Annotated in this window: 12 protein-coding genes; 3 read left to right on the top strand and 9 right to left on the bottom strand. The window is 65.6% G+C overall.

Annotation, left to right across the window (positions count from 1 at the left end; genetic code table 11):
- Positions 1-10: 10 nt before the first annotated feature.
- Positions 11-1837, bottom strand: a complete 1827-nt coding sequence (glsA, locus tag CH281_RS12815; RefSeq protein WP_094694447.1) for a glutaminase A — start codon at positions 1835-1837, stop codon at positions 11-13.
- Between the two features lie 180 nt (positions 1838-2017).
- Between glsA and dxs the strand changes: the two genes are divergently transcribed.
- Positions 2018-3898: a 1-deoxy-D-xylulose-5-phosphate synthase gene (gene dxs, locus CH281_RS12820; RefSeq protein ID WP_032365059.1), complete on the top strand. Its 1881-nt coding sequence runs from the start codon at positions 2018-2020 to the stop codon at positions 3896-3898.
- Here dxs and CH281_RS12825 read toward each other — a convergent pair.
- The 8 genes from CH281_RS12825 to CH281_RS12860 all read right to left on the bottom strand — a co-directional run bounded on the left by CH281_RS12825 (position 3885) and on the right by CH281_RS12860 (position 13973).
- The gene (locus tag CH281_RS12825) at positions 3885-5180 is read right to left on the bottom strand and encodes an MFS transporter (protein WP_094694449.1); all 1296 of its coding nucleotides are present in this window, start codon (positions 5178-5180) and stop codon (positions 3885-3887) included. The genes dxs and CH281_RS12825 overlap by 14 nt on opposite strands.
- Before the next feature lie 99 nt (positions 5181-5279).
- Positions 5280-6677, bottom strand: coding sequence for a sugar porter family MFS transporter (locus tag CH281_RS12830; protein ID WP_032365061.1), 1398 nt, complete (start codon positions 6675-6677; stop codon positions 5280-5282).
- 217 nt (positions 6678-6894) lie between these two features.
- Positions 6895-7641, bottom strand: a complete 747-nt coding sequence (locus tag CH281_RS12835) for an SDR family oxidoreductase (protein WP_032365104.1) — start codon at positions 7639-7641, stop codon at positions 6895-6897.
- Between the two features lie 90 nt (positions 7642-7731).
- Positions 7732-8592 carry an RNA polymerase sigma factor SigJ gene (gene sigJ, locus CH281_RS12840; protein ID WP_032365062.1) on the bottom strand — a complete coding sequence of 287 codons (861 nt, stop codon included), beginning with the start codon at positions 8590-8592 and terminating at the stop codon, positions 7732-7734.
- Between the two features lie 97 nt (positions 8593-8689).
- Positions 8690-10795, bottom strand: coding sequence for a 3-hydroxyacyl-CoA dehydrogenase NAD-binding domain-containing protein (locus CH281_RS12845; protein WP_094694451.1), 2106 nt, complete (start codon positions 10793-10795; stop codon positions 8690-8692).
- Positions 10792-12018 carry a thiolase family protein gene (locus tag CH281_RS12850; protein ID WP_032365064.1) on the bottom strand — a complete coding sequence of 409 codons (1227 nt, stop codon included), beginning with the start codon at positions 12016-12018 and terminating at the stop codon, positions 10792-10794. The genes CH281_RS12845 and CH281_RS12850 overlap by 4 nt, the downstream gene beginning before the upstream one ends.
- Positions 12019-12090: 72 nt before the next feature.
- Positions 12091-13371 carry an HRDC domain-containing protein gene (locus CH281_RS12855; protein ID WP_032365065.1) on the bottom strand — a complete coding sequence of 427 codons (1281 nt, stop codon included), beginning with the start codon at positions 13369-13371 and terminating at the stop codon, positions 12091-12093.
- Between the two features lie 59 nt (positions 13372-13430).
- Positions 13431-13973 (bottom strand): DUF3000 domain-containing protein, encoded by a 543-nt coding sequence (locus tag CH281_RS12860; protein ID WP_239536507.1) that lies wholly within the window; start codon positions 13971-13973, stop codon positions 13431-13433.
- A gap of 221 nt (positions 13974-14194) precedes the next feature.
- On the opposite strand from CH281_RS12860, the gene hemE reads away from it, so the two are divergent.
- Together hemE and CH281_RS12870 are read left to right on the top strand one after the other, a co-directional pair.
- A complete protein-coding gene (gene hemE, locus CH281_RS12865) occupies positions 14195-15268 on the top strand; it encodes a uroporphyrinogen decarboxylase (RefSeq protein WP_032365105.1) in 1074 nt (357 codons plus the stop codon).
- Positions 15265-16620 (top strand): protoporphyrinogen oxidase, encoded by a 1356-nt coding sequence (locus CH281_RS12870; protein ID WP_032365066.1) that lies wholly within the window; start codon positions 15265-15267, stop codon positions 16618-16620. Before hemE ends, CH281_RS12870 begins: the two co-directional genes overlap by 4 nt.
- The last annotated feature ends 4 nt before the right edge of the window (positions 16621-16624 follow it).

A 16624-nucleotide genomic window follows, 5' to 3' on the forward strand; every position in this document is an offset into this window, starting at 1 on the left:
GACAGTCGGATCAGATGCCGATGTCGAACCGCCCGAGCGTCTTGACGACGGACGCCATCTGGCCGTACGCGCCGCTGGCCAGTTTTTCCAGTAGCGCCAGCTTCACTTCCGGGGCGTCCCGTGTCAGTGCCTCGAAGTGCGATACCGACACGACCACCAGATCGACCGGGGTCTCGGCCACCATGTCCAGCAGGAACGGCACCGACATCAGCAGCGGCATCTCGCCGAAGCTCATCCCGGGGGAGAGCGTCGTGATGCGGTGTGTGCCCCCGTCTGCGGACACGGCCGTCGATGTCACTTCTCCGCGCAGGATCAAGAACAGACCCGCTGCAGGCGCACCACGGTGAACGATGACGTCGCCCCGTGCGTAGTGACGTTTCTCCAGATAAGGAGTCACCGAGTCGAATTGCTCGGTGGACAGACCGGCGAGCAACGGGTGCTCGGCCGGAGTGATCTCTGCCGGTTGCCGCGCGCCGGAGCAGTGCCGATCGAGCAGCAGGTTCTCTGCCCACTGGATGGCCGAGCTCAGACTCGAGTACACCCGGCCCGCCGGATCGTTCGGGTCCAGGCTCGACGTCGTGTGGCCCATGATGGCTCGGGGATCCACCAGGCACACCACACAGCCGTGGTCGGCGAGATCGCGGCGTAGGTCCTCGAACATCGAACGGGCGATGTCGCTCACCTCGTCGACGCCACGAACGTCGATGACGAGTGCATCGAGATTCCGGTCGAGGTTGCCGATCTCGCGGACCGCTGTCTCGGCTCCCGAGAACAGCAGGTCCCCGTGCAACTCGTAGACCCGCGCGCGGTCGCCGACTGCAGCGAGTGTGGCCTGTTCGATCTCGGATCGTCGTTTTCGCGACGGTGCCTCGGTGAGAACGTACCGACGTCGAATCGACGATTTCGCGGCCCGAGTGACGTGCAGAAAGTGCAATTCGAGTCTGGTGGAGAGTTCTCGGCAGGCAGCAACGCCGCGCACGCTGTTGCCGTGCGAATCGAGGCGGGGGGAGTAGACGGCGATGCCCATCTGCCCGGGAAGCACCGCCAGGATGCCGCCGCCGACCCCACTCTTGGCCGGCATACCCACCCGCGCCACCCAGTCGCCTGCGCCGTCGTACATGCCACAGGTCGTCATCACCGACAGCACGCGTTCGACCAGTGCGGGTGCCAAGGCGCGCTCCTTGGTGTGGGGATTGACTCCGTTGTTGGCCATCGTGGCGGCCATCATGGCCAGATCAGCCGCCGTGACGTCGATCGAGCACTGGCGGAAGTACAGGTCGACGGCGGCCTCCGGATCGTGGTCGATGATGCCGAAGGACCGCAGCATGTAGCCGATGGCGCGATTGCGGTGTCCGGTGCGCGCTTCGGATCGATACACCGCGTCGTTGAAGCTCAGAGACCTTCCTGCGTACCGGGAATACGACGCTCGGATGCGCTCGAATCGTTCCTCTGCGGTGCGGCCGCCGATGAGCGACGCGGACGTGATCGCACCCGCGTTGATCATCGGGTTTCGGGGCCGCTCGGTGACGGCATCCAGGCTGATCTCGTTGAACGGCTCACCCGAGGGTTCGACGTCGATCTTGCCCGCGACGACGTCGAGCCCGCGGTCGGCCAGCGCGAGTGCATAGGTGAAGGGTTTCGAGATGGATTGGATGGTGAACGGCATCCTCGTGTCGCCGACTTCGTACAGGTAGCCGTCGGTGGTCGTCAGGGCGATACCGAAGCCGTCCGGCGTGACGGCTGCGAGTTCGGGGATGTAGTCGGCAACCTGTCCCGACGCGTCGTCCCGGCACAGTTCGTGAACCCGGGTCAGGATGGCATCGACGACGTTGCTCATGGGCGACACTGTATGTCGGGTGTCCGTTTCGAGCGTATTCGAGGTTAGGGGCGACTGACCCCGGGCACCTGCCTACTCGACGGTAGTGTCGGCGAGACAATGCTGGACGGGGCGGCTGGGTGCAGCCACTCCGTAGACTGGTTTTTCGAATATGTTTTCCGGCCGGAGGGAGCGATCTCGTTGGGTGTCCTAGCGCGAATTCAGACGCCCGAGGACTTGCGCGACCTCGATAGTGCGGAGCTGGCCGAACTGGCTCGCGAGATCCGCGCCTTCCTGGTCGAGAAGGTATCGGCAACAGGGGGCCACCTCGGTCCCAATCTGGGAGTGGTGGAGCTGACTCTGGCGATCCACCGCACCTTCGACTCACCGCGTGATCCGGTCATCTTCGACACGGGCCACCAGGCCTACGTGCACAAGATGCTCACCGGACGCGCCGGAATGTTCGACACACTCCGCAAGCAGGGCGGGCTGTCCGGCTATCCGTCTCGGGTCGAGAGCGAACACGACTGGGTCGAGTCCTCGCACGCATCGGCATCCTTGTCGTATGCCGATGGGTTGGCCAAAGCGTTCGCCCTCAAGGGAGAGACCGACCGGCATGTCGTGGCTGTGGTCGGTGACGGCGCGCTGACAGGCGGTATGTGCTGGGAGGCGCTCAACAACATCGCCGCCGGCCGAGACCGGTCGCTGGTGATCGTCGTCAACGACAACGGCCGTTCGTACGCCCCGACCATCGGCGGGCTGGCCGATCACCTGGCAGCTCTGCGACTGCAGCCGGGATACGAGAAGATTCTCGACAACGGCCGCCGGATCGTACGACGGATCCCCGTCGTCGGCCGCGCCGCCTACACGATGCTGCACGGCATGAAGGCCGGAGTGAAGGACGCCATCAGCCCGCAGGTCATGTTCACCGATCTCGGCATCAAGTACCTGGGCCCGGTGGACGGTCACGACCAGCACGCCATGGAATGCGCGCTGCGCAGAGCCAAGGCGTACGGCGGCCCGGTCATCGTGCATGCGGTGACGCGCAAGGGCATGGGCTACATCCATGCCGAGAACGACGTAGCCGACCAGATGCACGCCACCGGCGTCATCGATCCTGCGACCGGCCTGGCCCGATCCAAATCGGCTCCGGATTGGACGTCGGTGTTCTCGGCGGCGCTCATCGAGCAGGGCGAGCAGAACGAGGACGTCGTGGCCATCACCGCCGCAATGGCCGCGCCCACCGGGCTCGCGGCGTTCGGGGTGCGGTTTCCGGACCGAATGTTCGACGTCGGTATCGCCGAGCAGCATGCGATGACGTCGGCCGCCGGGCTTGCGCTCGGCGGCATGCATCCCGTAGTCGCCATCTACTCCACGTTCCTCAACCGCGCGTTCGATCAACTGCTGATGGACGTCGCCCTGTTGGGTCTTCCCGTCACGATCGTGTTGGACCGCGCGGGAGTCACCGGTGCCGACGGCGCGTCCCACAACGGCATGTGGGACATGTCTCTACTCGGCATCGTTCCGGGCATGAAGGTGGCAGCGCCCCGAGACGCCGCCACTCTTCGAGAGGAGCTGGCCGAGGCGATCGCAACCTCGGACGGCCCTACGGCACTTCGCTTCCCGAAGGGCGCGGTCACCGAAACGGTGCCTGCGGTGCGCAGGTTGGACGGAATACTCGACGTGCTGACCGAGCCGTCCGAGGCCACCGGCGACGTGCTGATCGTTGCTGTCGGAGTGTTCGGGTCGCTCGCCCTCGACGCCGCGAAAAAGCTGGAAGCAGAGGGTATTTCGGTTGCCGTCGTGGATCCACGCTGGGTGCTCCCGGTCCCGCAGTCGCTGCTCAAGATGGCCGAGGATTACCGGTTGGTCGTCACCGTCGAGGACAGCGGCCTGCACGGCGGGATAGGTTCGACGCTCTCGGCCGCGCTGCGCGGTGCCGGTGTCGACGTGCCCTGCCGCGATCTCGGTGTGCCGCAACGGTTTCTGGACCACGCATCGCGGGAGCAACTGCACCACGAGTTCGGACTCACCTGCGAAACCGTGGTGCAGCAAGTTTCGCATTGGGTCAAGAGCCTCTGACGGCGTCGGCCGGCTCCGCCTCGCTTCCGACCACGACGCGGCGGCCGGCCACCGCACCTGCTGCAGCCATGGGGATCGTCACCACCAGAAGAAACACAATCGACGGTTCCCACCGCTGCGTCGCCGAATGAACGGCCCCGCACACCAGCGGACCGGCAGCAGCCAGCACGTATCCGACCGTCTGCGCCATGGAACTGAGCGACGCAGCATCACGGGCGTTCGAGGCCCGCAGATTCATCAGCGTCAGCGCGAGCGACAACTGCCCGCCCTGGCCCAAACCGAGCAGTACCGCCCACACCAGGGCCCAGGAATCGGCCGACGACACTATCCCCAGCAGGCCCACGCACGTCGGTAGCGTCACGGCGACCGCCAACGCGCTCTGATTCCCTAACCTTGTCGCGAGGCTCGGAACCGTCAATGCAGTCAGCACGCTGCTGACCGACAATGCCGTCAACAGCAGACCGGCATCACGCGCGTCCACCCCGCGATCACGAAAGATCGTCGGTAACCACGCGATCATCGAATACGCCATCAGCGACTGCAAACCCATGAATGCCGTCAACGACCACGCCACGGGCGATGTCAGAACCCCCGTGCGACTCCGAGGAGCGTCGTCGGGGACTGTCGCCGACCCGGCAACCGACAGCCCGCGCGACAGCGTTCGCCCGAAGATCGCCATACATCCGGCGGCCAACACGACCGGAATCGACCACAGCCCCAGAACAATCCGCCAACCACCGTCGAAGGCCTCGGCCAACGGAACGGACACTCCCGACGCCACTCCTGCACTGGCACTGATCACAGCGGTCAACACCCCGGTCAACAACCCCAGTCGTCGCCCCGCCGCCGTATCGGGTTCACCTATCGAACTCCACTCTCTGCCCCTGGGTCGTTCCGACAGGCTCCACTCCCGCACCACCAGACGGACGAAAACCGGACCCAACACATTCGCGACCGCGATACCCGCCGCCGCGACGAGCGTGCCGACCACGAGAATCGGCCACGACGGCACCGCGCGTACAGCTGTGCCGACGGCCACCAGGGACAGGCACACCACAAGAACGTGCGTGACAGGGACCCGGCGCACGAAATAGCGTGCGGTGGCGGCGAATACACCGAGGCAGATCACCGGGCCCGTGGTCAGCAACGCCATGGATGTCGAGTTCGCGGAGTAGAACTCGGCGATGTCGGAGGTGAGCGCCGACGTACTGCCGAACAGCAGGCGCAGGCTCAGTCCGAACACCACGACGGCGCCCACGGCGCATGCGATACGTAGCTTCATGTCCTACTTTCGACGGCAGATCGACCGACAGAGTGCATCCCCACCCTGCCTTATCGGTCGAGAGAACCGCGGACCCGCCGTCGTTCGGACAACCTCGATTCAGACGCCCATCTCTTCGAGTTCCATCCCCTTGGTCTCGGTGATCTTGTATTTGACGAAGAAGAAGGAAAGGAGAGCGAACAGCGCGAAGAACGAGTAGATGAAGCCGAGCCCGATGGTGTCGGACAACGGCGGGAATGCCAATGTGATGGCGAAATTCGCTATCCAGTTCGCGGCGGTACTGATGCCCAACGCCACTGCACGCATTCGATTGGGGAACATCTCTCCGAGCATCACCCACATGATCGGTCCCCATGTTGCTGCGAAGAAGACCACGAACAGATTTGCGCCGACGAGCGCGACCGGGCCCCACGGCGACGGCAATTCCAGTTGGTCGCCGCTTCCGACGGCTTGCGTGAACGAGACTGCGGCCAGGACCAAACCGACGAACATGCCGATCGAGCCGATCATCAACAGATTTCGGCGACCGAATCGATCGACGAACAAGATTGCGACGAATGTCATCGACACATTGATGACGGACGTGATCACCGACGTGACGAACGATTGATTCTCGCTGAAGCCCACCGACTTCCACAGCGTCGTCGAATAGTAGAAGATCGCGTTGATTCCGACGAACTGCTGCAGAATCGCCATCGTGATACCGACCCACACGATCGGCTGCAGACCGAATTTGGGTCCTCGGATATCGGCGAACGAGGATTTGGATTCTCGCCGGAGAGTCAGGCGAATTTCCCGGATGCGTTCGTCGGGGTTCACTTCGCCGGTGATGTCGCCCAGAATGCGCGCAGCTTCCTCGTCGAGGTGTTTACCCACCAGGTACCGAGGTGATTCTGGAATGAGTGTCGCGAGAAATCCGTAGACCAGTGCGGGCGCGACGCCGACCAGGAACATCCACCGCCACGCTTCGAGGCCGAACCACAGATCGTTCGACGGTCCGCCTGCCGCGTTCTGAAGAACCGCATCCGAGAGCAGCGCGGCAAAGATTCCGACGGTGATTGCCAATTGCTGCAGCGATGCCAATCCACCGCGATAGCGAGCCGGTGCTATCTCCGAGATGTACGCGGGCGCGATCACCGACGCAATTCCGATACCCAGCCCGCCGAGGACCCTCCACAACATCAGATCGGGGACGCTGAAGGCGAACCCGGACCCCACCGAGGAAATGGTGAACAGCGCAGAGCCGAGCAGCATCACCTTCTTGCGGCCCCAACTGTCGGCCAGGCGACCGGCGAACCAGGCTCCGACCGCGCACCCGAGTAGCGCGATTGCGACCGCGAACCCCGTGACGAACGACGACAGAGCGAAGTTCTCCTGGATCGAGTCGACTGCACCGTTGACGACGGACGAATCGAATCCGAACAGAAACCCGCCGACAGCGGCGGCGATGGTGACTCCGATGACCTTTGCGGTGTGCCGATCGGTCGATTGCGTCATGGCATGAACCAGCTTTCGGGTGAACAGCGTCCATGGTGGTCATCGCCATCTTCGTCCTCGGAGTGGCGGCGCGTCAGTGAAATCGCCTCGATATTCGTGGCGTGCAGCGATCCAATTGCGGAATAGGCGAAATGTCCGATATTGCGCTGTCGAACTCGAAGTTGCGGACGGAAAACAGCCGTAAGTCGTCCATAGCTTCGAGTTCGGCGGCAGGTGGCTATCGCGCCTGGGTGGCCGACCACTGATCGAAGGTCTGGAAACCGTGATCCGAACCGGTCGTGGTGACCAACGTTCCGTCGCGCATCGCCCGGCCGTACGCCCCCGGGACCGGAACTTCGAGCACCACGCCACGGGCACCGATGGCATGTGCATAGCGCCGCACCATCTCGGCCATCCGTTCTTGTCTCGGCCCGCCGAGGTCGGCAACGCGGCCCGCGGGGGAGTGCTCGGCCAGATCGATCAATCGATCGGCGACCTCGCGGGCGGCGATCGGTTGCGAGACCATCTTCGGGACGATGCTCACCGGACCGAACGACGCGCGTGCACGGATCTGAGCGGCGAATTCGTGGAATTGAGTGGCTCGCAGGATCGTCCACGGCACCGAACCGGACCGGATCATGTTCTCCTGCTCGACTTTTCCGGCGTAGTACGAGTGCGGAGCCTTGTCTATCCCCACGATGGACAGCGCCACATGGTGGCCGACTCCGGCCTCGATCTCGGCCGCCAGCAGGTTGCGGGTGACGGCGGAGAAGAACGCCGTCGATTCCTTCGCCGAGACCGTTTGTGTCGACGCGACATCGACGACGGCGTCGACGCCGGCCAGAGCGTCGGACAGGTCGGTCCCGTCGACGAGGTCGACACCGGCCGACCGCGACAGCACGACGACCTCGTGCCCACGCTCACGCGCCACGTCGACGACATGCGTTCCGACGGTTCCTGTTCCACCGGCTACGGCGATCTTCATCGTGTGTCCACCTGTCCTGTTCGGTCGATCGGCTCGAGGAGTTCGGGCCTCACCTGCACTGACGACGTAGCCCACGAGAATGTATGGCCGTCACGACCAGTGTCGAAGTTTCTCCGGGTTGAGCACGATCCACACGTCGGTGACCACGGCGGAGTCGGTGCGGAAACCGATGACACCGGTGACCACACCGTGTCGGCGAAGGACTATCCCGGTCAGGCCGTTGACCGATTCGATCGACCGGTCGAGGTCGGTGGACTTGACGGTGATACCCAGAACGAAGCGGGCGACCCGATCGGCCCCGCGAACCGGGTTGCGGGCCGCCGACACTCGTCCGCCGCCGTCACTGACGAGGGTGATGTCGGGGGCGAGCAGTGCGACGAGCGCATCGAGATCTCCGCCGGCGGCGGCAGCCACGAAAGCGCGGACGACGCGGTCGTGGGTGTCGGGAGCGCTGGGGCCGCGGCGATCGTCGTGCACCCGTCGCCGGGCGGCCGAGGCCAGTTGGCGGCAGGCGGCGGGGGTCCGACCGAGAACGTTCGCGATGTCGTCGAATGGAATCGCGAATGCATCGTGCAGCACGAACGCGACACGTTCTGCCGGGCTCAGTGAGTCCAGAACGACGAGCAACGCCAGGCCGACGGACTCGTGGAGGGCGACGCGGTCGGCCGGGTCCGATGTGCCGTCGTCGCCGGTCGCAAGGGCTCGGACGGGTTCGGGAAGCCATTGCCCCACATAGTGTTCCCGGCGTACGCGGGCGGATCCGAGCAGGTCCAGACAGATGCGGCCGACGACGCGGGTGAGCCACGCACGGGGGACGTCGATGGCGTCACGTTCGGCGTCGGTGAGTCGATACCAGCGGAGCAGCGCTTCCGATGCTGCGTCCTCGGCATCGCTGTAGGAACCCAGCATTCGATAGCCGATGCCGATCAACCGACTGCGTTCGCTGTTCATCGGGTCAGACCTTATCCCGACACGAAAAAGCCGAGTTCGAGGTTATGGACGAAAATCCGGAGAAATCCGTCCATAACCTCGAACTCGGCGGGTAGAGCTAGACGCTGGCTACACCGGGCGCGAGGAAGCGCTGACCGGTCGCTGCCTCGGACGCTCCGCTGCGATCCAGGTACGGAGTGATACCGCCGTTCCAGAATCCGAAGCCTCCGCCCAGCAGCAGGCAGAGATCGATGTCCTGGGCCGCGGCAACGACCCCTTCGTCGAGCATGATCTTGATCTCGTCGGCGAAAGCGTTACGGGTTCGCTCGAGAACCTGTTCGGCCGTCGACGGTGAATCACCCTGCGGCCACAGTGCTGCCACCTCGGGGTCGACGACCTGGCCCTCGGGTCCGTAGGTCCACACACCCGGCTTCTTCGCCTCGACGAGTGCACGGAATCCGGCGGAGTCCTTGAATCGCTCCGGGTACGCCTCGGCCAGTGTTTCCGCGGTGTGCAGAGCGACGGCCGGTCCGACGAGCGCCAGCAACGTCAGCGGGCTCATCGGCATGCCGAGTTCGCCCACCGCGCCGTCGGCCACATCGAACGGGGTGCCCTCGTCGATGGCGCTGATGATCTCGTTCGACGCGCGCGTGACGAGACGGTTGAAGACGAATCCGGGGAGATCCGCCGACAGCACGGCCGACTTCTTGAGGGTCTTGGCCGTCGCGAATGCCGTTGCGAGAGTAGCGTCGTCGGTCTTCTCGCCCTTGACGACCTCGAGCAGCGGAAGTACGGCCACGGGGTTGAAGAAGTGGAAACCGACGACCCGCTCGGGGTGCTTCAGATCGGCCGCCATCTTCGTGATCGACAGCGAAGACGTGTTGGTCGCGAGAATCGTTTCGGCAGAGACGAATTCCTCGACCTCGGCGAACACCTTCTTCTTGACGTCCAGGTTCTCGAACACGGCCTCGATGACGAAGTCGGTGTTCGCGAATGCGGACTTGTCGATCGATCCGGACACCAACGCCTTCAACCGATTTGCGGCGTCGGGGGACAGGCGCTTCTTGCCGAGCAACTTGTCGATCTCGCTGTGAACGTAGCCGACACCCTTGTCGATGCGCTCCTGATCGATATCGGTGAGAATCACCGGCACCTTCAGCTGCCGCACGAACAGCAACGCGAGCTGGCTGGCCATCAGACCGGCACCGACGATGCCGACACCGGAGATCTTGCGCGCGAGCGACTTGTCGGGCGCACCGGCGGGACGCTTCGCGCGCTTCTGAACCAAGTCGAAGGCGTACAGTCCGGCACGCAACTCGTCCTTGACCAACAGCGTCGACAGCGCGTCGTCCTCGGCCGCGAAGGCCTTGTCGAGAGACGCGGAATCGGTGATGTCGGTGTTCTTGGCCAGCTCGAGCAGGTCGACGGCAGCGACCGGTCCCGGTGCGAAATTGCCGGTCTTGCCGGCCACGATGCCCCTGGCACGGGCGATGGCGTCGTCCCAGGCCTGCCCGCGGTCGATCTCGGGACGGTGGGGGACGACCTCGCCCTTGATGACCTGAGCGGCCCACGCGAGAGACTGCTCGAGGAAGTCGGCTCCGCCGAAGAGGGCGTCGGCGATGCCGAGGTCGAGTGCCTGCTGCGGCTTGAGGACGCGGTTCTGGTTCAGTGCGTTCTCGACGACGACGGTGACCGCGTTCGAGGCCCCGATGATGTTGGGCAGCAACTGAGTTCCGCCCCATCCCGGTACCAGGCCGAGGAAGGCCTCGGGTAGGCCGAGCGCGGCGGCGTTCTCCGCGACGGTGCGGTAGTGCGAGTGCAGTCCCACTTCGAGGCCACCGCCGAGTGCGGCACCGTTGATGAAGGCGAACGTGGGAACCGTCGACTCCCGCAGGCGGCGGAAGACCTTGTGGCCCAGCTGTCCGATCTGCAGCGCCTCATCTTTGCTCTTGATGTTCGGCACACCGTTGAGGTCGGCACCGACGGCGAAGATGAACGGCTTGCCGGTGACGGCGATGGCCACCGGGTTCGCTGCGAACGCTTCGTCGAGTGCGGCGTCGAACTTGGCGAGTCCGCCGGGACCGAAGGTCGACGGCTTGGTGTGATCGAAGCCGTTGTCCAGGGTCACCAGTGCGATGGAGCCGTCGAGCCCCGGCACGGACACGATCTTGGTGAACGCGTTCGTGACTACCTCGTCCTCGAACGCCGTCGTGATGTCACTCATGCCTTGGCTCCTGAGTAGTCAGCGTGGTTGGGGTTCTCCCAGATGACGGTGCCGCCCATGCCGAGACCGATGCACATGGTCGTCAGGCCGTAGCGGACGTCGGGTTGCTGGGCGAACTGACGGCTGAGCTGCGTCATCAGGCGGACGCCCGAGGAAGCGAGGGGGTGGCCACACGCGATGGCACCGCCCCACTGGTTGACGCGGGGGTCGTCGTCGGCGATGCCGTAGTGCTCGAGGAAGGCGAGAACCTGGATGGCGAAGGCCTCGTTGATCTCGAACAGGCCGATGTCGTCGATGCTCAATCCGGTTCGGCCGAGCAACTTTTCGGTTGCGGGAACCGGGCCGATGCCCATGACGGCGGGATCGACGCCGGCGAAGCTGAAGCCGACCATCCGCATCCCGATGTTCAGGCCGAGCTCGTGCGCGGTGTCCTCACCGGCGAGGATCGCCGCGGTGGCGCCGTCGTTGAGGCCGGCAGCATTGCCTGCGGTCACTCGTCCTGCGGGCCGGAACGGCGTCTTGAGCTTGGCGAGATCGTCGACGGTGGTGCCGGGGCGAGGTGGCTCGTCCTCGGTAGCCAGGCCCCATCCTGCGGCGGATTTGGTGGCGACCGGAACGAGAGTGTCGGCGATGTAGCCGGCTTTCTTGGCCGCGTCGTACTTGTTCTGGCTGGCGACGGCGTAGGCGTCGGTGCGGTCCTTGGTGATGCTCGGGAACCGGTCGTGCAGGTTCTCGGCGGTGTTGCCCATCACCAGTGCACTGGGATCGACGAGCTTGTCGGCGAGGAAGCGCGGGTTGGGGTCGACACCCTCACCCATCGGGTGGCGGCCCATGTGCTCGACTCCGCCGGCGATGACGACGTCGTACTGGCCGAATCCGATTCCCGATCCGGTGGTGGTCACCGAAGTCATCGCACCTGCGCACATGCGGTCGATCGCAAATCCCGGGACGCTGCGGGGGAGCCCGGCCAGGAGAGCGGAGGTCCGGCCGATTGTCAGGCCCTGATCGCCGGTCTGTGTGGTCGCAGCGATCGCGACCTCGTCGATGCGCTCGGGAGGAAGGTTGGGGTTCTTGCGGAGAAGCTCGCGTATCGCTTTGACGACGAGGTCGTCTGCGCGAGTGTCGGCGTACATGCCCTTGGGGCCTGCTTTGCCGAACGGGGTACGGATGCCGTCGACGAAGACGACATTCCTCTGTGAGCTGGTGGACGGGGGTACAGACACGCTTTTCGATCCTCCCGACAGATGCGGACGACTCGTCCGGGTGCCCGGACGCGCCACCCACTGTAGCGGGTATTACCCGTCGGTAACTTGGGAAGGGTGCAGTGCCTTCGTCAGAACCGGCACCACCAGCGAGCGTTGCCACGGCCGAGCCCCACCCTCGGTCAACCGAGCGTCGATCATCTCGCCTGGGTCGACGCCGTCGTCGTCGGGAGTCTGCCAATCCCATACGAGTCGCCGAAGTAGATCCGGCATCAGTAGGTTCTCGACCGGTACCGACACCGATTCGCTCAGCTCGGTCATCGCCGCTCGCACATCGGCGAGTCGAGCCGCTGCGTCCGGATCGCGGCGGGCCCATCGGTTGACCGGTGGCGGCCCGTCGAACGATGCCGCCATCGACGGCAATTCGGCGCTGGGCAGCGCCCGTGCTCGGGTCAGGGCCGAGGCCCACAACCGAGAGGACCGACGCTGACGGGGGCCGCCGAAGACCGGTAGCTGTTCGAGTTCGCGTGAGGACTTCGGATCGGCCGTCGCCGCGGCGACGATCGCCGAGTCGGGCAGGACCCGGCTCGGTGCTACGTCACGCTTGGCCGCCAATTCGTCTCGCGTGGTCCACAATTCGCGGACGGCAGCCAACGTTCGTGGTGACTTGATCGCATGGATTCCCGATGTCCGACGCCATCTGTCGGTTTTCGGTTTGGGCGGACCGAGGGCGAGGATGTGGGCGAATTCCTGTGCTGCCCACTCGGTTTTGCCCTGTGCCTCGAGTTCGGTGGCCATCGCGTCTCGCAGCTCGAGCAGAACTTCGACGTCGAGGGCGGCGTAGTTGAGCCAGGTGTCGGGGAGGGGTCGGGTGGACCAGTCGGCCGCGCCGTGCCCCTTCTGCAGGGCCAGGCCGAGGGTTCGCTCGACTATCGCACCGAGGCCGACGCGGTCGAATCCGGCCAGGCGGCCGGCGAGTTCGGTGTCGTAGAGCGTGGCGGGGACGAGCCCCAGTTCGGCGAGACCGGGCAGGTCCTGGTCCGCGGAGTGCAATACCCATTCGAGCGGGTTGATGACCTCGGCCAGGGGTGCGAGGTCGCCGGTGACGGGAATGGGGTCGAGCAACACGGTGCCTGCGCCGCGGCGGCGGAACTGCACGAGGTACGCACGTTGGGAGTAGCGGAAGCCGGACGCGCGCTCGGCGTCGACAGCGAGGGGCCCGTGGCCTGCGGCAAGTGCCTCTGCGGCTGCGCGAACGGCATCGGCGGTGTCGACGACGTCGGGAACCCCGTCAGCGGGGGCCAACAACGGAACGGCGACAGGCTCGTTCGCTTCTACATCCGACGCGGCGTCCGGGGAACTCTCGGCTGACATGAGATGTGACTCTAGGCCCTGGGGCCGAACGGACCGGCAACTATGTACGACTGGAACTGCTATGTCCGACTGGAACTGCGCTGCCCGAGGGTGGTGATGCCCGCGGGCGGCAGGCCCGCGGCGTAGGCGAGCACCTCGCAGAACGCCTCGACGTGGGTCGAGAGATCCTCCGAGGTCGCCGTCCAGGACGCGCGAAGTTCGAGTTGGTGAGCCTTCGGCGGGCCGGCGATGTCGCCGTACCGAACCGAGCTGGTCGAGGTGACCGTGCCGCCGAGCGCGTTCAACGGTTCCGATCGCGATTCGAGGGCATCGACCAGCCAACTCCAGCCGACCTCGGGGAGCAGTGGATCGTCGGCGAGGGACTCGTCCACGTCGGCCTGGATGTACGCGACCAGGCGGTGAGTGCCGTTCCAGGCCTCGGCACCGTCGGGGTCGTACAACAGGATCAGACGGCCGAACGCGTCGCCGTCGCTCTGTTCGTCGATCTGCTCGGAGTCGGCGTGCTTGACCTCGGCACCGATCGCATAGCTGTAGGGAGCGAGTCTCTGCGGCGGCCGAATCGGACCGATTTCGATCGCCGGGTGTACCTGCGCCCGATGCATCGCGTCGATGGCGGCGCGGAAAGGCGCAGGTTCGGCGTCAGATCGGTGCTCGGTCACGTCACCGGACGTTAGACGCGTCACGTTGTCCTGCGATGGAGGCGCGCCGAGCCGTGATCGAACTGCGCCGAGCGTCCGTCGAACGATCCGAGTGTCCTGAACTGCGATGAGTGTCTCGCCCTCGAGGGTAGCGGCGGTTGTCGCACGTGGCAGCATGGACGGTGATGAACGCCGAATCGCACACCGCAGCCCCCGCCCGACGAGAACTTCCGGAGGCACCGTTTCTGGCCGCGATCGACGGCCGACCGACGTCGAGGCGGCCGGTGTGGTTCATGCGTCAGGCCGGCAGGTCCCTCCCGGAATACCGCAAGATCCGTGCAGGCATCGGGATGTTGGACTCGTGCTTCCGGCCCGATCTGGTCGCCGAGATCACCCTGCAGCCCGTACGTCGTCACGACGTCGACGCAGCGATCCTCTTCTCCGACATCGTGGTTCCGCTCAAAGCCGCGGGCATCGATCTCGACATCGTCGCCGGTACCGGACCGGTGGTTGCGCATCCGGTGCGTTCGGCTGCGGACGTCGCGGCTCTGCCCGTCCTCACCTCCGACCAGGTGCAGCCGGTGGCCGACGCCGTCCGCATTCTCACGCGTGAGCTGGAAAGCACTCCGCTGATCGGATTCGCCGGAGCACCCTTCACTCTTGCGTCCTACCTGGTCGAGGGTGGTCCGAGCCGCAATCACGAGAAGACCAAAGCACTGATGCGGTCCGATCCGGCCACGTGGCATGCCTTGCTCGACGCCTTGGCCTCCACCACGATCACCTTTCTGCAGGCCCAGCTGGCTGCGGGCGTCGACGCCGTTCAGGTGTTCGACTCCTGGGCGGGTGCACTCTCGCTCGCCGATTACCGCGAGTACGTGTTGCCGCACTCGACGCGAGTGTTCGACGCCGTGTCCTCGGCCGGCGTCCCGAAGATCCACTTCGGGGTCGGTACCGGAGAACTGCTCGGTGCCATGGGCGAGGCCGGTGCCGACGTGGTCGGGGTCGACTGGCGGATTCCGCTCGACGATGCGGTGCACCGGGTGGGCCACGGCAAGGCCCTGCAAGGCAATCTCGATCCCGCAGTGCTGTTCGCGGGCTGGGACGCAGTCGAGGCCGAGGTCCGACGCATTGCCGCCGAGGCGGATCGTGCGATCGCGGCCGGTGCCCGCGGCCACGTGTTCAATCTCGGCCACGGCGTGCTTCCCGATACCGATCCCGACATCCTGACTCGCGTCGTCTCGTTGGTGCATTCGTTGTGACCGTCCGGCGTTGCGCCGTTGTCGGCGGCGGAATTTCCGGCCTCGTCGCGGCGTATCGCTTGCGGCAGGCGTGCGGGCCCGACGCAGAGATCACTCTCGTCGAGGCATCGTCCCGGGTGGGCGGCACCCTGCGCACCACCTCGGTCGGCGATCAGTCGCTCGATGTCGGTGCCGAGGCATTCATCGGTCGCCGCCCGGAGGTGCCCGCGCTGCTTGCGGAACTGGGGCTCACCGATCAGCTCGTGCACCCGTCGACGGTGCGACCGCTCGTCTTCTCCGGTGGTCGCACTCATCCACTTCCGGTGGGCACCCTGATGGGTATCCCATCGTCGGCGGAGTCCGTCCGAGAGCTGGTCGATCCGTCCGAGCTGCACATCATCGACACCGAGACCGAGCGGCCGTTTCGATGGGGCCGGGGCTCCGATGCCAGCGTGGCCGATCTCGTGGGCACACGTTTCGGGAACCAGGTGGTGAGCCGTTCGGTCGATCCACTGCTCGGCGGGGTCTACTCCGGTTCGGCGAGCTCCATCGGTGTCCGTGCTGCGCTGCCGACGCTGGCCGCTGCGTTGGACAACGGCGCGGCGAACCTGACCGAGGCTGTGCTGAAGGCACTCCCGACTCCGTCCCCGGGGCCGGTGTTCGGTGGACTCCGGGACGGCTACGCGGTGCTGCTCGACGCTTTGGTTACAGCCACCGACGCTCGCGTTCTGCGCGAGACGAGCGTCGGCGAGATCCGCCGTGAGTCGGGCGGCTGGTTCGTCGATCGGGTGGGTGTGGTCGACGGGGTCGTGCTGGCGGTACCGGCACCGATACTGGCTGATCTCATCACAGACCTCGCACCGGACGCGTCGCGCGCGGCCCGTGAGATCGAACTTGCGTCGTCGACGGTCGTGGCGATGGCGTTTCCGACGTCGACCGAGCTGCCGCAGAATTCGGGAATTCTGGTGGCGACGGACGCGGGGCTGGACGTGAAGGCGTTCACGCTGTCCAGTCGAAAGTGGCCGCACCTGGCCGAGCGTGAGGCGGTACTGCTGCGAGCCTCGCTCGGGCGTTTCGGCGACGACACTGCCGCGCAGCGATCCGACGAGGACACGATCGACGTTGCGCTCGCAGATCTGTCGACGGTCGCGGGTATCGACACTCGGCCGCTCGCAGTGACCGTCCAGCGGTGGCCGGGCGGATTGCCGCAGTACGCTCCCGGACACCTCGACCGCGTCGCCGCCATCGAATCCGGAGTGTCCGAACTCGCCGGGCTCGCCGTGACCGGAGCGTGGCAGCGCGGCGTCGGGGTACCGGCCTGTATTGCGTCCGCCACCACCGCTGCCGCCCGTCTGGTCGAGGTGGCACGATAGGGGC

Origin of the sequence: Rhodococcus sp. 06-221-2, assembly GCF_002258365.1 — a bacterium.
Classification (GTDB): Bacteria; Actinomycetota; Actinomycetes; order Mycobacteriales; family Mycobacteriaceae; genus Rhodococcoides; species Rhodococcoides fascians.